Consider the following 22,191-nt stretch of genomic DNA (forward strand, 5'->3'; position numbering starts at 1 on the left):
TCGGGCGCCCGCCGGTCAGGGCAGCATCATCCCGCGGATGGTGTAGAACAGCAGCGCCGCCATCAGCGCCGAGGCCGGCACCGTGATCACCCAGGCGGCGGCGATGCGCATCAGCTGGGAGCGCTTGACCAGCTCGTAGCGATACACGCGCTTGAGCGCCTTGCGCTCCTGCTTGGAGAAATGCGCCGGGTCCAGCTGCGCCTTGGCCTGGGCCTTGAGCTCCTGCAGCATCACGCCTTTCTCGGCGACCGGCGCCTTGTTGAAGCGCTCGATGAAGGCATCGATGGCGGCCTGGTCGCCTTCCGGGTGGTGGGCCTTGATCTCGTCCTCGATGCGCGCGTACTTGCGCTTGATCCACTCGCGCAGGAAGCCGACGCCGAACACGCCGCCCACGGCGATGTGGGTGGAGCTGACCGGCAGGCCCAGCTGGCTGGCGATGATCACGGTGATGGTCGCGGCCATGGCGATGCAGTAGGCGCGGGTCTGGTCCAGCTCGGTGATCTCCGAGCCCACGGTGCGGATCACCTTCGGGCCGTAGAGGGCGAGGCCGAAGGCGATGCCGATGGCGCCGATCATCATCACCCACAGCGGGATCGCCGCCTGGGCGTGGAACTCGCCCGAGGCGGACTGCAGCGCATCGACGATGGCGGCCAGCGGGCCGACCGCATTGGCCACGTCGTTGGAGCCGTGCGCGAACGACAAGGCCGCCGCGGCGAAGATCAGCGGAATGGTGAACAGCTGCTTGACGCCTTCCTTGTCGTTGGACAGGCGGGCCGCCTGACGCGCGATCATCGGCCGCACCACCAGCAGGGTCAGCACGGCGAACACCAGGCCGTAGAGCACCGCTTCGACGAAGCTCACCTTCCAGATCGCCTTGACGCCCTTGAGCAGCAGGTAGGTGCCCGAGGTCCAGGCCATCAGGGCGATGAGGATGGGCACCCACTTGAGCGCCGCGGCGCGCATGTCGGCGCGGTAGGTGATGCGATGCTTGACCAGGTAGAGGAAGCCGGCGGCGATGAGGCCGCCGAGGATCGGGGAGATCACCCAGGAGGCCACGATCTGGCCCACCGTCGCCCAGTTGGCGACATCGAAGCCGCTGGCGGCGATGCCGGCGCCGAGCACCGCGCCGACGATGGAGTGGGTGGTCGACACCGGCGCGCCCACGGCGGTGGCGACGTTGAGCCACAGGGCGCCGGCGAGCAGGGCGGCCAGCATGAGCCAGATGAAGGTGTCACCGCGCGGCAGCAGGGCGGCGTTGATGATGCCCTTGCGGATGGTGCCGACGACCTCGCCGCCGGCGATCAGGGCGCCGGCCGCCTCGAAGATGGCGGCGATGATCAGGGCGAGCCCGAGGGTCATGGCCTTGGAGCCCACCGCCGGGCCGACGTTGTTGGCCACGTCGTTGGCGCCGATGTTCATGGCCATGTAGCCGCCGATGACCGCGGCGGCCACCAGCATGGCGCTGAACTGGCCGCCGATGCCCCGGGCCGAGGCGTAGAGCATCACGCCGATGATGAACAGCAGGCCCATGCCCATCCGGAACAGTTCGCCGCTGCTCGGCTGGGTGGCCTGCTCGATCTTGCTGATGTGCTGGAGTTCCACGCGTCGTTCCCCGGGTCGGCAAAGGCGGAATTGTTTCAGATTTGTGACGTGAAATAAACGAACATGGATCAATTTTGGTGTAACTCGGGCCGACCGCCGGCGCACGCTGTCCAGCGCATGCGACGACGGGGCCGGCCGACTGTGATTCAATACGACTCATGAATGTCCTCTGGCTTCAGTCCGGCGGCTGCGGCGGCTGCACCATGTCGCTGCTGTGCGCCGAGACCCCCGATCTCATGGCCATGCTGGCCGACGCCGGCATCGACTTCCTGTGGCACCCGAGCCTGTCCGAGGCCAGCGGCGCGGAGGCGGTCGAATTGCTGTCCGCGTGCGCCTCGGGCGCGCGGCCGCTCGATGTGCTGTGCGTCGAGGGCGCGCTGCTGCGCGGCCCCCATGGCAGCGGCCGCTTTCACATGCTCGCCGGCACCGGACGCCCCATGATCGAGTGGGTGCGCGAGCTGGCCGGGCGGGCGACCCATACGGTGGCCGTCGGCACCTGCGCCGCCTACGGGGGCGTCAGCGCCGCCGGGGCGAACCTGACCGACGCCTGCGGCCTGCAATACGACGGTGACGCGTCCGGCGGCCTGCTCGGCGCCGAGTACCGCAGCGGCAGTGGTCTGCCGGTGATCAACGTGGCCGGCTGCCCGACCCACCCGGACTGGGTGATCGAGACCCTGCTGGCGCTGGCGCTGGGGGAGTTCGGCGCCGAGGCCATGGACGCGCTCGGGCGACCCCGTTTCTACGCCGATCACCTCGTCCATCACGGCTGCTCGCGCAACGAGTTCTACGAATTCAAGGCCAGCGCCGAAAAGCCGTCGGACCTGGGCTGCATGATGGAGCACATGGGCTGCAAGGGCACCCAGGCCCATGCGGACTGCAACCTGCGGCCATGGAACGGCATGGGCTCGTGCACCTCGGGCGGCTATCCGTGCATCAGCTGCACCGAGCCGGGCTTCGAGGAGCCGGGCCATCCCTTTGCCGAAACGCCCAAGGTCGGGGGCATCCCCATCGGCCTGCCCACCGACATGCCCAAGGCCTGGTTCGTGGCGCTGGCGGCCCTGTCCAAGTCGGCGACGCCGAAGCGGGTGCGGGTCAATGCCACCGCCGACCATGCCGTGATCGCCCCGGTCAATCGCAAGACCGGGCTCAAGTGAGGCGCCGCCGGTCATGAGCCGACAGATTCTCGGCCCCTTCAATCGCGTCGAAGGCGATCTGGAAGTCAGCCTCGAGAGCGAGGCCGGGCGGGTCACCGCCGCGTGGGTGAACTCGCCCATGTATCGGGGCTTCGAGCAGATCCTGGTCGGCAAGGCGCCCAGCGATGCGCTGGTGATGGTGCCGCGCATCTGTGGCATCTGCTCGGTGTCCCAGTCGGTGGCCGCGGCGGCGGCGCTGGCCGACGCCAGCGGCGCACGCATGCCGCCCAATGGCGAGCGCGCGGTCAACCTGATGCTGGCCACCGAGAACCTGGCCGACCACCTGACCCACTTCTACCTTTTCTTCATGCCGGACTTCGCCCGCGAAGCCTATGCGGGGCAGCCGTGGTTCGACGACATCGCCGCCCGCTTCAAGGCCGTGCGTGGCGCCGCCACGGCCGAGGCGCTGGCCGCGCGTGCGCGCTTCTTCCGGATCATGGGGCTGCTGGCGGGCAAGTGGCCGCATACCCTCAGCATCCATGCCGGTGGCTCGGCGCGGGCGGTCGGGCCGACCGAGCGGGTGCGCCTGCTGTCCATGGTGCGCGAGTTCCGCGCCTGGCTGGAACGCCACCTGTTCGGCGACCGGCTCGAGGCGGTTACCGCCATCGACTCGCTCGAGGCGCTGTGGGCCTGGGCCGACACGGCGGGGCCGGCGGCCTCGGACCTGGGGCGTTTCCTGCAGCTGTGCCGCGCCCTCGACCTGGGCGCGCTCGGCCAGGCGCCCGGGGTGCCGCGCTACCTGAGCCACGGCAACTATCCGGTCGATGGCGTGCCGGGGTTCGCCCGTGGCGTGTGGGACGCCGATGCGGCGGCGGTGACGCCCTTCGATGCCGCGGACGTGGCCGAGGATATCGCCCATGCCTGGCTGGCGGGCAGCGCGACGGCGCGTCACCCGCTGGAGGGCCAGACCCATCCGGACGCCGACAAGGCCGACGCCTACAGCTGGTGCAAGGCGCCGCGCTGGCGCGGCCACACCGTGCAATGCGGCGCCCTGTCGCGTCAGGTGGTCGACGGCCACCCGCTGGCGCGCGATCTGGTGATGCAGGGCGGGGGCAACGTGATGAGCCGGGTGATCGGCCGTCTGCTCGAGATCGCGCGGGTGGTGCCGCTGATGGAGCAATGGTTGCGCGCGCTGGCGCCGGGCGAGCCCTTCCACGTGCCCACGACGCTGCCGGACGAGGCCTGCGGCACCGGACTGGTGGAGGCGGCGCGTGGCGCGCTGGGGCACTGGCTGGTGGTGCGCAGGGGGCGCATCCACAACTACCAGATCATCGCGCCGACCACCTGGAATTTCTCCCCCCGGGATGCCTCCGGAGTGCCCGGCGCGCTGGAGCAGGCCCTGGTGGACACCCCGGTGGGGGCCGGCGACACCATGCCGGTGGCGGTACAGCACGTGGTGCGCTCCTTCGATCCGTGCATGGTGTGCACGGTGCATTGAGGCAGATGCCATGGCGCAGACCGACGACCACGACGAAGACATCGGCCACACCGGCCATCCGGGCGAGCTGGTCGGCGTCGGCGAGGACGTGTGGATGGACGTCATCCACAAGATGGACGAGGTCTACTCCGATCTGCTGCAGTACGAGGTGGCGCTGGAGGAGAAGAACGCCAAGCTGGAGGAGTCGCAGCAGTTCATCTTCTCGGTGCTCACCGCCATGTCGGACATCCTCGTGGTGTGCGGGCGCGACGGCACCATCGAGGATGTGAACCCGGCGCTCGAGCTGATGTGCGGCAAGAGCGCCGAGGCCTTGCGCGGCACCTCCATGTTCGAGCTGTTCGCCACCGAGGCGGCCCGGGCCACGGCCCGGGAGCTGTTCAGCCCGTTCAACGCTGGCGAGGTGCACGATTGCGAACTGCCGCTGGCCGGTCGCGACGGCATGGCGGTGCCGGCCTCGTTCAACTGCCGGCCGCGCTTCAACGCCGTGGGCAAGTCGCTCGGGCTGGTGGTCACCGGGCGCCCCATCGGTGAGCTGCAGAAGGCCTACCATCAACTGCGCCAGGCCCATGAAGACCTCAAGCTCACCCAGCAGCAGCTGCTCCATTCGGAGAAGATGGCCTCGCTCGGCCGCCTGGTGGCGGGCGTCGCCCACGAGCTCAACAACCCGATCAGCTTCATCCTCGGCAATGTGCATGCGCTGCGCCGCTACGCGGGCCGGCTCGAGGAGTACCTGGCAGCGGTGCATGCGGCCCCGCAGGACAGCGCGCTCGCCGCACTGCGCGAGCGTCTGCGCATCGATCGCATCCTCGCCGATCTCGATCCGCTCATCGATGGCACCATCGAGGGGGCCGAGCGCACCCGCCAGATCGTCGATGGTCTCAAGCGCTTCTCCGCGGTCGATCGCGACGAGCACCAGGTCTTCGATCTGGCCGAGGTGATCGAGCGGGCGGTGCGCTGGGTCAGCCAGGCGGTGCGGCGCCCGTTCGAGGTGACCCTGAACGTGCCCGCGCCGCTGTTCGTGATCGGCTCGGCCGGGCAGATGCAGCAGGTCATGATGAACCTGGTGCAGAACGCCTTCGATGCCGCCAGCGATCAGAGCCCGCCGCGCCTGGAAGTGTCGGCCGAGCGGCGCGCCGTCGACGGCCGGCCCGAGGTGTGCCTGCGCTTTCATGACAACGGCCCCGGCATCGATGCGGCCCATGTGGACCGGATCTTCGACCCCTTCTTCACCACCAAGCCGGTCGGGCAGGGCACCGGGCTGGGGCTGTCCATCAGCTACGGCATCGTCGAACGTCACGGGGGACGGTTGCAGGCCCGGTCGGCCCCCGAGGGCGGGGCCGTGTTCCTCGTGACGCTGCCGCTGCACGAGGGGCCGGCGGAATGAAGGCCGGCGTTCGACCGGTCGGCGCGCATCCACCTGTGGCAATGAAGTGGAAGCCGCATTGTCAGGCCCGCCGCCGTCCAGGCTCACAACCGGCCGCCAATGGGACGCCATTGTCCTGGCATGCATCTTGTTAGTGTTCAACCATCGTCGCTACCGAATGAGGAGACTTTCATGCGCGCATCCCGTTTCGTTCTCGCTCTGGCGCTACTGGCCGGTTCCAGCGTCGCCATGGCGCACCCCGGCCACGGCGGCGCCGGTTTCGGCGCCGGCTTCATCCACCCGTTCTCCGGGCTGGACCATGTGATGGCCATGATCGCGGTCGGCCTGTTTGCCATGCGCCAGTCCGGATCGGGGCGATGGGTCCTGCCGGGCGCCTTCCTGGCGGCCATGGTCGGCGGTGCGCTGCTCGGCGCGGCGGGGGTCGGTCTGCCCCTGCAGGAGGCGGGAATCGCCGCGTCACTGCTCGTGTTCGGGCTCGCGATCGCCTTTCTTGCCCGCGCGCCGTTGTCGGTGGCGGTGCCGATGGTGGCCTTCTTCGGACTGTTCCATGGCGGTGCGCACTTCGCGGAGATGGGCCATGGCAGCCTGACGGCCTACGTGACCGGTTTCGCGGTGGCGACCGTCACCCTCCACGCCGCCGGCATGGTCGTGGGCGGCTGGATGCCCCGAAACGGTGCGTCGCGCCTGTTCAAGCGCGCGCTTGGTGCCGTGATTGCGGGAACCGGGCTGGTGCTGCTCGGCGCCTGAACGGTCTTGCGCCTGCGTGACGACGGGCACCCGCGTGGTGCCCGTTTTCCATGATGGATCCATCGCCCGTGACCGCGCGCGGGTATTTCGTGACAGGGTGCAAATCCCCGCGGGACGGGCTTGGCGGGGATCCGGCGGACTGGCAGAATGCGTGTCAACTTCGAGACGCCCCGGGCGTTGACCGGAATGTCGCCAGACGATGCGCCAGATGTCGGTGGCGAAGTGGTTGAGGCGGGCTGACCAAAGGGCTCGCCGATGTTGTTTCCTCATTGCTTAAGGAATAGTCACATGAAAGCACTCGTTGTCGCGACCGCGGCGGCTGCCGGCCTGGTTCTGGCCAGCCCGGCCATGGCCTCCGAAGCTCTGGCGAAAGCCAACAATTGCTTCGCCTGTCACTCGATCGACAAGAAAGTGGTGGGGCCGGCCTACAAGGACGTGGCCGCCAAGTTTGCCGGTCAGCCCGGTGCCGCCGACATGCTCGCCGAGAAGATCCTCAAGGGCAGCAAGGGCGTCTGGGGCCCGATCCCGATGCCGCCCAACGTCCAGGTCAAGCCCGACGACGCCAAGAAACTGGCCGAGTGGATTCTGAGCCTGAAGAAGTAAGTCGGGCCACCGACGAAAAAGCCAGCCTGCGGGCTGGCTTTTTTGCGCCCGGCGCCTACGCGAGCCGCTCGATGACGAGGGCGTCCCCTGTGCGGCAGCGCAGCTCGAGGAGAATGTCAGGGGTGTTGCCGGGTTGCCACAGGGCGTCGGCGTCGCCCAGGCTGCGCGCCCGGTCGTAGCCGTCGCATTTCAGGTGTGCGGGGTCGGTGTGTTGCGCGATACAGATCCGGTCGAGGGGCGCGCGGCCGGGATGATGGACCAGGCGAAAGGACATCGCGGGCATCTCCGTGAAGGGACTGGACGGAGCCTACGGGGCCCGTGTGACACGGGTTTGACGTGGCCGATGGTGGCCGGGTTGCGGGGGCGGGGCAGCGCTCAGCAGAGCAGGGCGCGGGGCTGCCGGAGCCAGGCTTCTGCCTCAGCTGCCGTGACCGCTGCGGAGAAAAAATAGCCCTGCATGATGTCGCAGCCGAGGTGACGCAGGCGCTCGGCCTGTTCGGCCTGTTCGACCCCTTCGACCACGAGGTGCAGGTCGAATCCACGCGCAATGCCCGTGATGGCGGCGATGATGGGCATGGCCGCCGGGCCGTCGAGCTCGCTCACGAAGCTGCGGTCGATCTTGAGGCTGCTGACCGGGAATTTCTGCAGATAGGCCAACGCCGAATAGCCGGTGCCGAAATCGTCGATGGAGATGCCCACGCCGCATTCGCGCAGACGCTGCACGCGTGCGACCACTTCGCTGGTGTCGCGCATCATGACGCTCTCGGTGATCTCCACGTCGAAGCGGTCGGGCAGCAGGCCGTGATGAGCGACGCGCTCGGCGACCCGGTCGATGGTCTCGTCGCGATCGAAGTCGTGGGAAGACAGGTTGATCGACAGACGCAGGTCGCGGAATCCGTCCCGCTGCCACTGGGCCAGCTGCGCCGTGGCGGTATCCACCACCCAGCGGCTGATGTCGCCGATGAGGCCGACTTCCTCGGCGACCTGGATGAAGGCCGGTGGGGTGATCAGGCCCAGGGACGGGTGGCGCCAGCGCAGCAGTGCCTCGAGGCCGACGACCCGCTGCTCGGAGACACTGACCTGGGGCTGGTAATGAAGGATGAATTCGCCCCGGTCGAGCGCGCCGCGCAAATCGTTCTCGAGCTTGATGCGCTCGCGATAGTGCAGGTTCAGGTCGGGATCGAAGAAGCGGAAACCGTTCTTGCCGCCGCGCTTGATCTGGTACATCGCGATGTCGGCGTGCTGGGTCAGCATCTCCGCCACTTCACCGTCACGCGGGAACACGGCGATGCCCATGCTCACGGTGGCGTGGAAGCTGCCGTTCTTGAGCTGGAACGGTGCTGCCAGGGCGTCCTGGATCTTCATCGCGATGATTTCGGCGTCTTCGGGATGGGAGATGTCGGGCAGCAGCACGGTGAACTCGTCGCCGCCAAGGCGGGCGAGGGTGTCGCCACGGCGCAGGGTGTCCTTGACCCGCTGGGCGATGCCCAGCAGCAGCCGGTCGCCTTCCGAGTGGCCGTAGGTGTCGTTGACGAGCTTGAAGCGGTCCACGTCGATGAACATCACCGCGAGCAGGCCGCCACGGCGCTGGGCCTGGGCAATGGCCAGCTCCAGCCGGTCCTTGAACAGGATGCGGTTGGGCAGGTGGGTGAGCTGGTCGTGGTAGGCCTGAAAGGTGATGATCTCCTCGGCCCGCTTGCGATCCGAGATGTCGCGCGCGACGCCGTAGACCCCGACCGGGACGTCGCTCATGTCGTCGGCGTTGCGCCCCTGGATGGGCACCACGTTGAGCGCGACCGAGACGACGGCCTCGCCGGGACGCCCCAAGGTGGGGTCATGGCGGCGCAGCCGCAGTTCGAGGGACTGGTGGGCGCGGCGGCCACTGTTGGCATCGCTCATCATCTTGTCCACCCGGGCGCCGTCCTCCTCCACCGGCAACAGGGTGAAGGGCTTTCCGATCAGGTGCTGGCGCGGGTAGCCGAGCATGCTCTCGACGCGGGGGTTCACGTAGGTGAACACGCCGGCGGGATTGAGCGTGAAGATGAAATCGGGCGAGCTTTCGACCAGATAGCGGTGGAGCCGCTCGGAGCCCTTGAGGCGCTGGCTCATGGCCAGGTTGGCGCGTTCGAGCAGGGCCTTGTGCAGCGCGTTCTGCACGGCCCGCTGCAGCTGGGCCACGTGGTAGGGCTTGCGCACGAAATCGTCGGCACCGCGGCGCAGCGCGCCGATGGCCGCGTCGATGGCGTCCTCGCCACTGATCATGACCACCGCCTCGTCGCGTCGGGCATTGGCGAGCCAGTCGAGCACATCGAGCCCGGTGCCGTCGGGCAGCCGGTAGTCCAGGAGGATGAGCTCGTAGCGCTCGCGTTCGAGACGGGCGAGGGCCTGGGCGACGTTGCCGCACTGTTCGAAGACCCGGCCCGGCTGCGCGAGCACGTGCGGCAGGGTGTTGCGAAGCGCCGCGTCGTCGTCCACCAGAAGGATCCGACATTGGGCGTCGGTCTCCGTGGGGCCGATCGAGGCGGTGCCGAGAAACGGTGCTTCGCCAGGAATGACCATGAACTCCCCGCCGCGTTCGGGCGAACGACAAACCCTTTGGATAATGCCTGACTCAGGCCGGCTTTGCCAAGGGAATGAAGAGGTTGAAGCGGGTACCGCGCTCCGGGTGGGTACGACAGAAGATATACGAGCCGAACTGTCCGAGGAGGTCTTTCACGATCGACAGCCCGAGGCCCTGATGCTCTCCGCCCTTGCTGCTCTCGGCCGCTTCGAAGAGGTGGTGCAGGCGCGGCTCGGGGATGCCCGGGCCGTTGTCGGCCAGTTCGAGCTCAAGGCTGTGCCGACCGTCGGTGATCAGCACGCCGGGCGAGGAGATGGTGAGGCGGTGGCCCTCGGGCAGGGCTTCGGCCGCATTGCGCACCAGGTTCAGCAACACCTGCTTGAGGGTGCTGGCGGGGATGGCCACTGGCGGCAAGCCGCCCGGGATGCGGATCTCGAGTTCGCGGTTGCGCTGTCCGAACAGCGGTTCGCCGTAGACGTGCTGGAGCTCCTGGACCACGCCGCTGACCGAGGTGGAGCGGGGCTCTTCGGTGGCGCTCTCCGGGTGGGCGAGCTGGCCGAGCAGGCGTCCGACGCGGTCGATTTCCTGGCTCACCTGGTTGAGCTCGGTGGCCAGGGTCGGATCCTCGGGGTGGCGCTGGCCGATGACGCCCAGATAGCTCTTGATGACGGTCAGCGGGCTCTTGATCTCGTGGGTCACACGGCGGATGTGCTCACGCTGGGACGCCATCAGCGTCTCGCCGAGCTGGTCCATGGCGCGGCGCCGGGTGCGCTCGGCGGCCAGGGCGCGTGCGGCGCCGGACACCAGCCGCGCCATGAGCTGCTGTTCCTCGGTGGGCAGATCGAGGTGTTCGTCGAGCCCGACCACGGCGACGCCCGGGGTGTCCTCGATCTGCCAGGGCACGCAGAGAATGCCGGCGGTTCCCAGCCAGCGGGCCAGATGCCAGTCCCGGGTGCTGCGGCCGGGGCCGTCGCCGCCGGGGAAGTGGCTGGTCGAGGCCTGGGTGCGCAGGGCCAGGGCCACCACGCTGGTGTCGTCGTCCACCTGGAGGCCGAGTTCGGTGATCAGATGGGGGGCGACCTGCGCTGTGTCCATCGGCAAGGGCTGTACCTGCCCCTCCGTGACCGTCAGCATCAGCGGGGGTGTCTTGCCGAACAGCAGGCGGAACGCGTTGCCCAGTCGCAGGCTCAGGCGCTTGCCGTCGATGCCTTCGAAGGCGCCCGCCAGCAGCCCGCCGAGGGCGACGGCGCGCCAGCCGCTGGGCAGCATGGGGTAGCCGCTCGGCTTGCGCTCGTGCTCGGCTGCGCCCGGCGCGCCGATCCCCAGGGACTTGAGCCCTTCGGTCGACAGATAGTCCACATCCGTCTTGAGATTGGACAGGCGTTCCGTGTCCAGGCCGGTCAGGCGGGCGGCCTCGTCGAGCGTGGCGTCGGGTCCGGCGATGTGGATGGCGGCGCGCAGGATCCGCGCCAGCGGGTGGGCACCGGCGACATGCTCTTCATGGGCGCCCGCGAGGGCCAGGGCGTCGCGCAGGGTCGGAGGCAGGCCACAACTTTCGGCCAGCCAGGCGGCCAGCTGGATCTGGTCGATGCCGAAGCGCTGGCGTTCCGCCTGGCGGCGTTCGAGTGCGGTGGCGGGCTGGTCCCGAAGCACCGGAAAGTCGCGGGTCGAGGCGAGCAGCGACAGGGCGCCGACGTGATGCCACAGGCCGGCGAGATAGGCCTCGTCCGGCCGCGGGTAGCGCAGTTCGATGGCCAGGTGCATGGCCGTCTCGGCCACCTGGCCGGCACGCATGTTGAGCTGTCCGACCGCGTCCGCTTGCAGCTGCTGGCTGCCGGTATGCATGAGCCAAGCCCGCAGCAGGGCGTCGCCCGCCTCGTCGATGCGCTCGGTCAGCGCGCGCTTGAGCGTGGTCGCTTCGCCTGGCTGCAGGGGGCGCATGGACAACAGCGCCAGGGTAAACGGGGCATCGCGCATGGCCAGCTCCGCGAGCGCTTCCGAGGCCGGCTCGGGGGTCTCGAGCAGGCGCAGCACGGCCTCGGCGAGGACGGGGTCCGGCGCCGGGCGTATCAGACGGAAAGGCAGGTTGGGCGGTGCCATCGGGCGAATGCAGGCTGCGTCGTGAAAAAGAGACAGCCTGCATTCTACTGGGGGGGCGTACGGGGGGTTGTGACGGTTTCCGCAGGGGTGGCGCCGGGTGCGGCGCCAATGGCGCCCATAATGTGACTTTATGCCTGAAGACTGTCTGCGAACTGTAGCCCGGCGAGCAGGGCGGTGTTGACCGCGTTGGCGTCGATGGTCAGGTCCTCGGCGATCTGCTGCAGCGCCGAGGCGTCGAAGCGTTCTGCGGCGCGCGCCAGCTTGAGGAAGGGGGCGAATTCGCCCTCGTCGTTGACCAGGGCGTCGGTGATGACTTCGGGCAGGCTCATCTCGCCGAGCAGGTCGGCCAGCGAGGTGCCCAGCAGTGCCGGCAGCAGCGAGAAGGCGCCGGTGATGAATAGGTTGTCCTGCGCCGACTTGTCGAAGAACGGTGCGCCGATGCGCTCCATCATCCGTCCGCGGGCGATGGAGGCCTGCATCAGGGCGGGGGCGGAGGGGTCGCGGCTGGCGGTCACCAGCAGCAGCGACAGCCACTTGTTCAGGTTGTTGTAGCCGAGGATGGTCACGGCGTGGCGGAAGGACTGGATCTCGCAGCGCAGGCCGAAACCGGCGGAGTTGATGTAGCGCAGCAGCTTGTAGGACAGCGCCACGTCCTGCTTGAGGACGGCTTCGATCTCCTTGACCTCGGCGTTCTGACGCACCAGATTGAGCAGGCGCACGATCTGTGCATGGGATGGGGAAATGCCCTTGGCCGGTGCGCCACCATGCAGGAAGAACCAGCCGGCGGCGCCGTCATAGCCCTGTTCGATGGCCGCGTCGAAGCCCTGGATGTCCTTCAGGCCCCAGGCGAGACTCAGGCCCGGGCTGCCGTCCGGGCGCGGCAGCTTGCGCTGGTCCATGATCACGAAGCGCCAGTCCACATCCGGCGGCAGGGCGACCGCGGGGGTGAACCACGACAGGCACATGCTGATGCCGGCCGCCTGCAGTTGCGGCAGCAATTCCTGGGTCTTCGGGTGGGCCAGGGTGGGCGCCGGGATCTCCACCATGAGGTTCTCCGGCAAGGCCCATTCGAGCAGGTCCGGGGTGGGGACCAGCTTGCCCAGGCACAGGAACACCGGGTGATGGCTCGGCCATTCGTCTTCGAACTGCTGCAGCCCTTCGACGACTTCGGCAACCGAGGTCGCGTGGGCAATGAGTCGGTTGGCTGTGATCGCGCGGTTGCGATTCACGACGGGCTCTCGGGTCAGCAGCATGGTTGGGCTCGTGGTGAGGTCAGGGTTGCGAATCAGCCGAGAAGGTAAACGAATCGGCGAAATACTGGTCTTCCGGCAGGCCGCAGCGGTCGGCGAAGTCGGCCATGGAGGCCTCGATCATGCCCGGCGCCCCGCAGGCGTAGACCTGATGTCCGGACAGATCCGGCAAATCGGCCATGACCGCTTCATGGACCAGTCCGGTTCGTCCCTGCCAGTCGTCCTCCGATGTCATATCGGACAGGACGGGCACAAACTTGAACCAGTCGTGGGTCTGCGCCCACTGCTCGGCCAGGTCGGCCTGGTAGAGTCCGGCGCGGTCGCGTGCGCCCCAGTAAAGGGTCATCGGCCGGGTGATGCCGCGTGCGATGGCATGCTCGATCACGCCCTTGATGGGGGCGAAGCCGGTGCCGCCGGCCAGCAGTACGATCGGGGCGTCGCTGTCCTCGCGCAGGAAGAAGCTGCCCAGCGGGCCTTCGAAGCGAAGGATGTCGCGCACCTTCATGGTCGTGAACACCTGGTCGGTGAACAGGCCGCCCGGCACATGGCGCACATGCAGCTCGATGTGGTCCGCCCCCTCCGGTGCGTTGGCGATGGAAAAGCTGCGTCGCCGGTCGCCCGGGAGCAGGAAGTCGATGTACTGCCCGGCGCGGAAGGCGAACGGCTCGGTCGCCGGCAGCTTGAGCTTGAGGATCATCACGTCGGGGGCGGCGTGGATCATCTCCTGGACCCGGCAGGGCAGCTTCTTGATGGGGATGTCGTCCACCCGGGTCACGTTGCGCACCTCGATCTCGAGGTCTTCCTTCGCGGTGGCGCAGCAGAACAGGGCGAGGCCCTCGGCCTTGTCGGCATCGGTCAGGGTGTCGGGGGCGTGTTTGCCGTAGTTCACCGAGCCGCGCAGCACCTTGCCCTTGCAGGCACCGCAGACGCCGTCACGGCAGCTGTACGGCAGCATCAGGCCGGCCTCGATGGCCGCTTCGACGATGGTCTGGTGCTCGGCGACGTCGATGTGGTGGTCGCCCGGCTGGATGGTGAGTTTGAAAGACATGATGAAATCCGGCGTGAGATAATCGGCGAATGCAAACTGTTCTGATCGTGGGATGCGGCGACGTGGCCCAGCGTGCCTTGCCGTGGCTGCTCGAGCGATTCCGCGTCATTGCGATGATACGCGATGAGGCCCAGCGTGTTGCGCTGCGAAAGCTGGGTGTCCGCACGATCCTGGCCGACCTGGATGACCGCCGTTCGCTGCGCCGGATCGCCGGTCTGGCCGACTACGTGATCCACACCGCGCCGCCGCCGCGTCGCGGTTTGCGCGACCTGCGCACCCGCGCCCTGATCGCCGCGCTCGCGCGCCGCGGCAGTCTACCACGGCGCCTCGTCTACATCAGTACCACGGGCGTCTACGGTGATTGCGGCGGTGCATTGGTGGCCGAGACGCGACCGGCAGCGCCGGAATCGGACCGGGCCATCCGCCGGGTCGACGCGGAGCGCGCCCTGCGTGCCTTCGCCCGGCGCTGCCGCATCGACGTGGTGACGTTGCGCGCGCCGGGCATCTATGCGGCCGACCGCCTGCCCGTCGAGCGGCTCGAGCGTCGTGATCCGGCGCTGGTGGCGGAGGACGACGTGTTCACCAACCACATCCATGCCGACGACCTGGCCCGGCTCGCGACGCTCGCCCTGAACCGCGGCGGCAACGGCCGGGTGTGGAACGCGAGCGACGACACCGACCTGCGCATGGCCGACTACTTCGACGCGGTGGCCGATCACCTGGGGCTGGCGCGCCCGCCGCGCGTGTCGCGCCGCGAGCTGGCCAGCCGCGTCTCGCCCATGACGCTCTCGTTCATGCGTGAATCGCGGCGTCTCGATAACCGGCGCGTCAAGCGCGAGTTGCGCGCGCGCCTCACCTATCCCGACATCCACGCCGGGCTGGCCGCCGTCCCGCGCATCGTTCACTGATCCCGGAGCCTTTTCTCCATGCTGGCCTCGAAAGCCCTTCACATCGTCTTCGTCATCAGCTGGTTCGCCGGCCTGTTCTACCTGCCGCGCATCTTCGTGAACCTGGCCATGGTGCCCGCCGGCAGCGCCGCCGAGCGCGAGCGTCTGCTCCTCATGGCGCACAAGCTGTACCGGTTCATGACACCGCTGGGCATCCTCGCCGTCAGCCTCGGCCTGTGGCTGTGGTTCGGCTACGGGTTCACCGGCGGCTGGCTGCATGCCAAGACCCTGCTGGTGGTGGGCCTGATCGTCTATCACCTGTACTGTGGCCAGCTGTTGCGCCGCTTCGCCCGGGGCGAGAACACCCGCAGCCACACCTGGTACCGTTTCTTCAACGAGATTCCGGTGCTGGTGCTGTTCGTGGTGGTTTTCCTCGTCGTGCTCAAACCGTTCTGAGGCCACCGCGATGAACGAACGATTCTTTGCCCCCTGTCCGCGGGGCCTCGAAGCCGGACTGGTGGATGAACTGGGCGCGCTCGGCGCCCGCGATCTGCACCAGACCCACGGCGGCGTCGCCTTCCGCGGCGACTGGGCGCTGGCCTGCCGCGCCAACCTGGAAAGCCGGCTCGCCACCCGGGTGCTCTGGCAGGTGGCCTTCGGGCGCTACCGCCGCGAGGAAGATATCTATCGCCTCGCCTACAGCGTCACCTGGGCCAAGTGGTTCACCCATGAGCAGACGATGCGGGTCAATGTGACCGCGCGCCGCTCGCCGCTCAAGAGCCTGGAGTTCATCACCCTGCGCATCAAGGACGCGGTGTGCGACCACTTCCGCATGGTGCATGGCAGCCGGCCGAGCATCGATACCGCGAATCCGGATGTGCGCATCCACGCCTTCCTGAACCAGGACCAGGTCACGCTCTACCTCGACACCTCCGGCGAGCCGCTCTACAAGCGGGGCTTCAAGCAGGCCGCGGTGGAGGCGCCGCTGAAGGAGAACCTCGCCGCGGGCATCCTGCGCATCGCCGGCTGGCGCACCGACGAGCCCCTGCTCGATCCCATGTGCGGCAGCGGTACCTTCCTGATCGAGGCGGCGCAGATGGCGCTGGACATCGCGCCGGGGCTCGGGCGCGGCTTCGCCTTCGAGCATTTGCGCCATGTGGACGAAGCCATGTGGCGCAAGCTGCGCCGCGAGGCCGAAGGCCGGCGCCGTCATGCCGCCACGCTGCCCATCTTCGGCTCCGACAGCGAAGCGGTGCAGGTCAAGCGCGCGCGCATCAACCTCGAGGCGGCAGGGCTGGCGGAACAGGTTCGGCTCGAGCAGGTCGGCCTGCTCGAACGCACCCCGCCGACAGCGCAGGGCGTGATGGTGGCCAATCCGCCCTACGGGGTGCGCATCGGCGAGTCCGCCGAGCTCGAGGCGTTCTATCCGCAACTCGGCGACGCCCTCAAGGCGCGCTGGAGTGGCTGGCGTTGTTATTTCCTGAGTGCCGACGCCGCCTTGCCCAAGCTGATCGGCCTGCGTGCGTCGAAGCGCACGCCGCTGTACAACGGCGCCCTCGAATGCCGGGTGTATGAATACAAGATGATCGCCGGCAGCCTGCGCAAACCCAAGGACGCATAAGGGCGGGCTTCGATCCCCGCAGTGTTAACCGACGCCTCCGCCAGCTGAACCCATCCCCACCCCGACCCTCCCCTTGAAGGGGAGGGAGACGCCGGCAGCCGGACAGCCCCAGGCTCGCCGGGCCGTCCCAAGGCACGCCGCAGCCCCCTCGGGGGGCAGCGAGCGAATGCGAGTGTGGGGGCTAAACACCGGCGCGGCGCCGGGCCGCCCCAAGGCGCGCCGCAGCCCCCTCGGGGAGCAGCGAACGCAGTGAGCGTGGGGGCTAAACACCGGCGTGGCGCCGGGCCGCCCCAAGGCGCGCCGCAGCCCCCTCGGGGGGCAGCGAACGCAGTGAGTGTGGGGGCTAAACACCGGCGCGGCGCCGGGCCGTCCCAAGGCGCGCCGCAGCCCCCTCGGGGGGCAGCGAACGCAGTGAGCGTGGGGGGCTAAACACCGGCGCGGCGCCGGGCCGTCCCAAGGCGCGCCGCAGCCCCCTCGGGGGGCAGCGAACGCAGTGAGCGTGGGGGGCTAAACACCGGCGCGGCGCCGGGCCGCCCCAAGGCGCGCCGCAGCCCCCTCTCGGGGGGCAGCGAACGCAGTGAGTGTGGGGGCTAAACACCGGCGCGGCGCCGGGCCGCCCCAAGGCGCGCCGCAGCCCCCTCGGGGGGCAGCGAACGCAGTGAGCGTGGGGGCTAAACACCGGCGCGGCGCCGGGCCGCCCCAAGGCGCGCCGCAGCCCCCCCGGGGGGCAGCGAACGCAGTGAGCGTGGGGGCTAAACACCGGCGCGGCGCCGGGCCGTCCCAAGGCGCGCCGCAGCCCCCTCGGGGGGCAGCGAACGCAGTGAGCGTGGGGGCTAAACACCGGCGCGGCGCCGGGCCGTCCCAAGGCGCGCCGCAGCCCCCTCGGGGGGCAGCGAACGCAGTGAGTGTGGGGGCTAAACACCGGCGCGGCGCCGGGCCGTCCCAAGGCGCGCCGCAGCCCCCTCGGGGGGCAGCGAACGCAGTGAGCGTGGGGGCTAAACAATATCCAGGTGCTGGATCCCCGCGCCCAGATCCTTGTCGCCGTGCTTGCTGTTGAGTTTGATCTGCAGGCGCAGGTCGTTGACCGAATCGGCGTTGCGCAGGGCGTCCTCGTAGCTGATGAGTTCGTCCTCGTAGAGCTTGAACAGCGCCTGGTCGAAGGTCTGCATGCCCAGCTCGGTGGAACGCTTCATCACGTCCTTGATCTCCGAGACCTCGCCCTTGAAGATCAGGTCCGAGATCAGCGGCGAGTTGAGCAGGATTTCCACCGCCGGCACCCGGCCCTTGCGGCCGAGCAGCGGCAGCAGGCGCTGGGAGATCATGGCGCGCAGGTTGAGCGACAGGTCCATGAGCAGCTGCTGGCGGCGTTCTTCCGGGAAGAAGTTGATGATCCGGTCGATGGCCTGGTTGGCGCTGTTGGCGTGCAGCGTGGCCAGACACAGGTGACCGGTCTCGGCGAAGGCGATGGCGTGGTCCATGGTCTCGCGGTCGCGGATCTCACCCATGAGGATCACGTCGGGTGCCTGTCGCAAGGTGTTCTTGAGGGCGATCGCCCAGTCCTCGGTGTCGATGCCGACCTCGCGCTGGGTGACGATGCAGTTCTTGTGCTGGTGCACGTATTCGATCGGATCCTCGACCGTGATGATGTGGCCGTAGCTGTGCTCGTTGCGGTAGTCGACCATGGCGGCCAGCGAGGTGGTCTTGCCCGTGCCGGTGCCGCCGACGAAAATCACCAGACCGCGCTTCGACATGGCGATCTCGCGCAGCACCGAGGGCAGGCCCAGCTCATCCAGCGTGGGAATCTTCTGCGCGATCGTGCGCAGCACGCAGCCGACCCGGCCCTGCTGCACATACGCATTCACGCGGAAGCGGCCGATGTCGGACGGCGAGATCGCGAAGTTGCATTCCTTGGTGGCTTCGAACTCGGCGGCCTGCTTGTCGTTCATGATCGAACGGGCCAGCTCGGTGGTGTGCTGCGCGCTGAGGATCTGGTTCGACTGCGGCACAATGCGCCCGTCGATCTTGATGGCCGGCGGAAAACCGGCGGTGATGAACAGGTCGGACCCGTTCTTCTGCACCATCAGGCGCAGCAGGTCCTGCATGAATTTGAGGGCTTGATCGCGTTCCATCGCTTGCTCCGTAACGCCAGGATGGGCCCGGGCGGCGCCGGGCCGGCCGTCGGCTCAATGTTCAGCCGAGGAAGTTGTCCTTGTTCTGCGCGCGCAGACGGGCTTCCGAATTGGAAATCAGGTTGCGCTGGACGAGCTCGGTCAGGCACTGGTCGAGCGTCTGCATGCCTGCATTCTGGCCCGTCTGGATCGCGGAGTACATCTGCGCGATCTTGTTTTCGCGGATCAGGTTGCGAATGGCGGGTGTGCCGATCATGATCTCGTGCGCGGCGACGCGGCCCTTGCCGTCCTTGGTCTTGAGCAGGGTCTGGGAGATCACCGCGCGCAGCGACTCTGACAGCATCGCGCGGACCATGTCCTTCTCCGCCGCCGGGAACACGTCCACGATCCGGTCGATGGTCTTGGCCGCCGACGAGGTGTGCAGGGTGCCGAACACCAGGTGGCCGGTTTCGGCCGCGGTCAGCGCCAGACGGATGGTCTCCAGGTCGCGCATCTCGCCCACCAGCACCACGTCCGGATCTTCCCGCAGGGCCGAACGCAGGGCGTTGTTGAAGGACAGGGTGTCGCGGTGCACCTCGCGCTGGTTGATCAGGCAGCGCTTGGATTCATGCACGAATTCGATCGGGTCCTCGACGGTGAGGATGTGGCCGTAGTGATTCTGGTTGATGTAGTCGATCATCGCCGCCAGGGTGGTGGACTTGCCCGAGCCGGTCGGGCCGGTCACCAGGCAGATGCCACGCGGCTGCTCGGAGATTTCCTTGAAGATCTTGGGGGCGTTGAGATCCTCGAGGGTCAGTACCTTGGACGGAATGGTCCGGAACACCGCCGCCGCACCTCGCTCCTGGTTGAAGGCGTTGACCCGGAAGCGCGCCAGATTGGGCACCGAGAACGAGAAGTCGGTCTCCAGCACCTCTTCATACTGCTTGCGCTGTCCGTCGTTCATGATGTCGTACACCATGGCGTGCACGTCCTTGTGCTCCATGGGCGGCAGGTTGATCCGGCGCACGTCGCCATGGACGCGGATCATGGGCGGCAGGCCAGCCGAGAGGTGCAGATCCGAGGCCTGGTTCTTGACGGAAAACGCGAGCAGTTCGGTGATATCCATGGGCGGTCAGGGGCATCCGTGAGCGGGTTGGGCGAAAAAAGCGCGATGCTATAATTTTCGGGTCTGAAACGCGTTTCTTTAGCCGTCAATCGAACCTATATGACATCAATCCCTGGCAACTTGCAAGCCGTGCGCGAGCGCATCGCCAGGGCGGCCGTGGCATGCGGGCGGCATCCCGACGCGATCCGTCTGCTGGCGGTGAGCAAGACCTGGCCGGCCGACCGTGTGGCCGAGGCGGCCGATGCCGGTCAACGGGCGTTTGGCGAAAACTATGCGCAGGAAGGGGCCGACAAGGTCGATGCGCTCGCCGAGCGAGCCCTGGAATGGCATTTCATCGGCCCGCTGCAAAGCAACAAGACACGGCTGGTGGCGAGCCGCTTCGCCTGGGTGCATTCGGTCGACCGGCTCAAGATCGCCCAACGGCTCTCGGAGCAGCGCGACCCGCAGCTGCCGGCGCTGAACCTGTGCCTGCAGGTCAATGTGAGCGGCGAGCACAGCAAGTCTGGCGTCGCGCCCGATGACGTGCCTGCGTTGGCCGAAGCGGTGCGCGCCTTGCCGGGCGTGCGTCTGCGTGGCCTGATGTGCATTCCCGAGCCGACCGGAGACGAGGCGTTGCTGCGCGAACGCTTCGCGACCCTGCGCCGCCTGCTGGACGCGCTCAACGAGCGGGGCCTCGCGCTCGACACGCTTTCCATGGGCATGTCCCATGACATTGAACCGGCCATTGCCGAGGGCGCGACCATCGTGCGGGTCGGTACGGCCATTTTCGGCGACCGGACGCGCTCCGCGTCGCCGGATGCCTGAGATAACGGAAACGACATGAACATTGGTTTCATCGGTGGTGGCAACATGGCCCGGGCCCTGATCGGCGGCATGTGCGCCAAGGGATTCGCGGCAGCGGACATTCTCGTCGTCGAGCCGCGCGCCGAAGGGCAGGCCGCGCTTGCCGCGGACTTCGGCGTGCACACGCGGGGCGCGGTGGACGAGGCCCTGCTCGGGTGCGACATCATCGTGCTGGCGGTCAAGCCGCAGCAGATGCGCGCGGCCGTCGCGCCCCTGGCCGGACGGCTGGAGCGCCAGGTGGTGGTCAGCATCGCCGCCGGTCTGCGCGCGGCCGACATCGGCCGCTGGCTGGGCGGCTACACCCGGCTGGTGCGCTGCATGCCCAACACGCCGGCGCTGATCGGTGCCGGCATGACCGGGCTCTATGCGGACCCGGTCGTCAGCGCCGCCGAGCGCGAGCAGGTCGAGGCGATCCTGACCGCGGTCGGCCGCGCGGTGTGGATCGACGACGAGGCCGGGATGGACGCGGTGACGGCCATTTCCGGCAGCGGTCCGGCCTATGTGTTCCATTTCATCGAGGCGCTCGAAGCCGCCGGGCGTGCGCTCGGCTTCGACGAGGCCACGGCCCGGACCCTGGCCATCGGCACGGTCGAAGGCGCGGCCCGCCTGGCAGCGCAGAGCGACGAGGCCCCGGCGGTGCTGCGCGAGCGGGTGACCTCCAAGGGCGGCACCACCGCGGCGGCCCTGGCCGCGCTGGCGGCCGACGATTTTGCGGGCATCATCGCCCGCGCCGTGGAGGCCGCGCGGGCGCGCGGTCAGGCCATGGGTGACGAACTCGGGGCGGACTGAAGGAGACGCTGATCCATGCTCGCCAATCTGTTGTTGCTCATCCTCAATTTCGCCGGCGGCTTCCTGAGCCTGATGCTGCTGGCGCGTTTCTTCATGCAGTGGCAACGCGTCAGCTTCCACAACGAGATCGGGCAGTTCGTCATCGCCACCACCGACTGGTGCGTGCGGCCGCTGCGGCGGGTGTTGCCGGGCCTGTTCGGGCTCGACATGGCCAGCCTGCTGCCGGCCTGGGTGGTCCAGACCGTGCTCGCCTTCGCCTCGCTGGCGGCGCGCGGGGTGCCCTTCGGCGACAACATCGCCGGCGTCCTGCTGGGGGTCTGGGGCATCGGGCTGGTCGATCTGATGCAGCTGATGGTGTACATGGTGATCGGCATCGTGCTGATCTCGGCGGTGTTCTCCTGGGTCAACCCCCACGCCCCGATGGCGCCGTTGTTCTTCACCCTGGCCGCGCCCTTCCTGCGCCCGTTCCGCAAGCTCATTCCGTTGGTCGCCAACGTGGACCTCTCGCCGCTGGTGCTGCTGCTGGTGCTGCAGATCCTGCTCATGCTTCTGGCCCGCATCGGCGGTGCATTCACGCCATTGATCGTCGGCCTGTGAGCGACTGGCTCACCGGGGACGCGCAACTGGCCACCCTGACCCTCCACATCCAGCCGGGGGCCAAGACCACGGGCTTCGCCGGGCGCCATGGCGAGGCGATGAAGATCCGTCTCGCCGCGCCTCCCGTCGACGGCAAGGCCAACAAGGCCCTGCTCGCGTTTCTGGCCACCTATTGTGCGGTGCCCAAGGCATCGGTCGAATTGATTTCGGGGCAGACCTCGCGCGCCAAGCGGGTGCGCATTGCCGGGCTGGGCGCTCAGATGCTGGCGCGGCTCAAGGCGCTCGACTGAGCGCT

Annotated in this window: 20 protein-coding genes; 12 read left to right on the top strand and 8 right to left on the bottom strand. The window is 68.3% G+C overall.

Features of this window, described 5'->3' with window-relative positions:
* Window positions 1–15: 15 nt before the first annotated feature.
* Entirely contained in the window at window positions 16–1,602 is a 1,587-nt protein-coding gene (locus G3580_RS04010) for an inorganic phosphate transporter (protein ID WP_173764041.1), read from the bottom strand.
* Between the two features lie 158 nt (window positions 1,603–1,760).
* On the opposite strand from G3580_RS04010, the gene G3580_RS04015 reads away from it, so the two are divergent.
* The 5 genes from G3580_RS04015 to G3580_RS04035 all read left to right on the top strand — a co-directional run bounded on the left by G3580_RS04015 (window position 1,761) and on the right by G3580_RS04035 (window position 6,967).
* Window positions 1,761–2,756, top strand: coding sequence for an NADH-quinone oxidoreductase subunit B family protein (locus G3580_RS04015; protein WP_173764042.1), 996 nt, complete (start codon window positions 1,761–1,763; stop codon window positions 2,754–2,756).
* Between the two features lie 13 nt (window positions 2,757–2,769).
* Window positions 2,770–4,233 carry a nickel-dependent hydrogenase large subunit gene (locus G3580_RS04020; RefSeq protein ID WP_173764043.1) on the top strand — a complete coding sequence of 488 codons (1,464 nt, stop codon included), beginning with the start codon at window positions 2,770–2,772 and terminating at the stop codon, window positions 4,231–4,233.
* A gap of 10 nt (window positions 4,234–4,243) precedes the next feature.
* A complete protein-coding gene (locus tag G3580_RS04025; RefSeq protein ID WP_173764044.1) occupies window positions 4,244–5,617 on the top strand; it encodes a PAS domain-containing sensor histidine kinase in 1,374 nt (457 codons plus the stop codon).
* A 171-nt stretch (window positions 5,618–5,788) separates the two neighbouring features.
* Window positions 5,789–6,364 carry a HupE/UreJ family protein gene (locus tag G3580_RS04030; RefSeq protein WP_173764045.1) on the top strand — a complete coding sequence of 192 codons (576 nt, stop codon included), beginning with the start codon at window positions 5,789–5,791 and terminating at the stop codon, window positions 6,362–6,364.
* Window positions 6,365–6,652: 288 nt separating this feature from the next.
* Window positions 6,653–6,967: a c-type cytochrome gene (locus G3580_RS04035; protein ID WP_173764046.1), complete on the top strand. Its 315-nt coding sequence runs from the start codon at window positions 6,653–6,655 to the stop codon at window positions 6,965–6,967.
* 55 nt (window positions 6,968–7,022) lie between these two features.
* Here G3580_RS04035 and G3580_RS04040 read toward each other — a convergent pair whose 3' ends face one another.
* The 5 genes from G3580_RS04040 to G3580_RS04060 all read right to left on the bottom strand — a co-directional run bounded on the left by G3580_RS04040 (window position 7,023) and on the right by G3580_RS04060 (window position 13,925).
* Window positions 7,023–7,241: a hypothetical protein gene (locus tag G3580_RS04040; protein ID WP_173764047.1), complete on the bottom strand. Its 219-nt coding sequence runs from the start codon at window positions 7,239–7,241 to the stop codon at window positions 7,023–7,025.
* Between the two features lie 101 nt (window positions 7,242–7,342).
* On the bottom strand, window positions 7,343–9,526 hold the full coding sequence (locus G3580_RS04045; RefSeq protein WP_173764048.1) for an EAL domain-containing response regulator: 2,184 nt from the start codon (window positions 9,524–9,526) through the stop codon (window positions 7,343–7,345).
* A gap of 52 nt (window positions 9,527–9,578) precedes the next feature.
* Window positions 9,579–11,627, bottom strand: a complete 2,049-nt coding sequence (locus tag G3580_RS04050; protein ID WP_173764049.1) for an ATP-binding protein — start codon at window positions 11,625–11,627, stop codon at window positions 9,579–9,581.
* Between the two features lie 128 nt (window positions 11,628–11,755).
* Window positions 11,756–12,880, bottom strand: coding sequence for an EAL and HDOD domain-containing protein (locus G3580_RS04055; protein ID WP_173764050.1), 1,125 nt, complete (start codon window positions 12,878–12,880; stop codon window positions 11,756–11,758).
* Between the two features lie 19 nt (window positions 12,881–12,899).
* Window positions 12,900–13,925, bottom strand: a complete 1,026-nt coding sequence (locus G3580_RS04060) for a CDP-6-deoxy-delta-3,4-glucoseen reductase (RefSeq protein WP_173764051.1) — start codon at window positions 13,923–13,925, stop codon at window positions 12,900–12,902.
* Window positions 13,926–13,954: 29 nt separating this feature from the next.
* Here G3580_RS04060 and G3580_RS04065 point away from each other — a divergent pair, with 29 nt between their 5' ends.
* Genes G3580_RS04065 through G3580_RS04075 form a run of 3 tightly spaced genes read left to right on the top strand, consistent with a single transcriptional unit; the run spans window position 13,955 to window position 16,433 of the window.
* Window positions 13,955–14,833: an NAD-dependent epimerase/dehydratase family protein gene (locus G3580_RS04065; protein WP_173764052.1), complete on the top strand. Its 879-nt coding sequence runs from the start codon at window positions 13,955–13,957 to the stop codon at window positions 14,831–14,833.
* 18 nt (window positions 14,834–14,851) lie between these two features.
* Entirely contained in the window at window positions 14,852–15,268 is a 417-nt protein-coding gene (locus G3580_RS04070) for a CopD family protein (protein WP_173764053.1), read from the top strand.
* 10 nt (window positions 15,269–15,278) lie between these two features.
* Window positions 15,279–16,433, top strand: a complete 1,155-nt coding sequence (locus tag G3580_RS04075; RefSeq protein WP_173764054.1) for a THUMP domain-containing class I SAM-dependent RNA methyltransferase — start codon at window positions 15,279–15,281, stop codon at window positions 16,431–16,433.
* A 995-nt stretch (window positions 16,434–17,428) separates the two neighbouring features.
* On the opposite strand, the gene G3580_RS04080 is transcribed toward G3580_RS04075, so the two are convergent.
* Both G3580_RS04080 and G3580_RS04085 read right to left on the bottom strand, forming a co-directional pair.
* Window positions 17,429–18,562, bottom strand: a complete 1,134-nt coding sequence (locus tag G3580_RS04080) for a PilT/PilU family type 4a pilus ATPase (protein WP_173764055.1) — start codon at window positions 18,560–18,562, stop codon at window positions 17,429–17,431.
* Window positions 18,563–18,623: 61 nt separating this feature from the next.
* A complete protein-coding gene (locus G3580_RS04085) occupies window positions 18,624–19,667 on the bottom strand; it encodes a type IV pilus twitching motility protein PilT (protein ID WP_173764056.1) in 1,044 nt (347 codons plus the stop codon).
* Between the two features lie 99 nt (window positions 19,668–19,766).
* Here G3580_RS04085 and G3580_RS04090 point away from each other — a divergent pair, with 99 nt between their 5' ends.
* Genes G3580_RS04090 through G3580_RS04105 form a run of 4 tightly spaced genes read left to right on the top strand, consistent with a single transcriptional unit; the run spans window position 19,767 to window position 22,186 of the window.
* Window positions 19,767–20,471: a YggS family pyridoxal phosphate-dependent enzyme gene (locus tag G3580_RS04090; RefSeq protein WP_173764057.1), complete on the top strand. Its 705-nt coding sequence runs from the start codon at window positions 19,767–19,769 to the stop codon at window positions 20,469–20,471.
* 15 nt (window positions 20,472–20,486) lie between these two features.
* Window positions 20,487–21,299, top strand: coding sequence for a pyrroline-5-carboxylate reductase (proC, locus tag G3580_RS04095; protein ID WP_173764058.1), 813 nt, complete (start codon window positions 20,487–20,489; stop codon window positions 21,297–21,299).
* 15 nt (window positions 21,300–21,314) lie between these two features.
* Window positions 21,315–21,896, top strand: a complete 582-nt coding sequence (locus G3580_RS04100; protein ID WP_173764059.1) for a YggT family protein — start codon at window positions 21,315–21,317, stop codon at window positions 21,894–21,896.
* The gene (locus G3580_RS04105) at window positions 21,893–22,186 is read left to right on the top strand and encodes a DUF167 domain-containing protein (RefSeq protein WP_173764060.1); all 294 of its coding nucleotides are present in this window, start codon (window positions 21,893–21,895) and stop codon (window positions 22,184–22,186) included. The genes G3580_RS04100 and G3580_RS04105 overlap by 4 nt, the downstream gene beginning before the upstream one ends.
* The last annotated feature ends 5 nt before the right edge of the window (window positions 22,187–22,191 follow it).

It is taken from the genome of Nitrogeniibacter mangrovi, assembly GCF_010983895.1.
Taxonomy (GTDB): domain Bacteria; phylum Pseudomonadota; class Gammaproteobacteria; order Burkholderiales; family Rhodocyclaceae; genus Nitrogeniibacter; species Nitrogeniibacter mangrovi.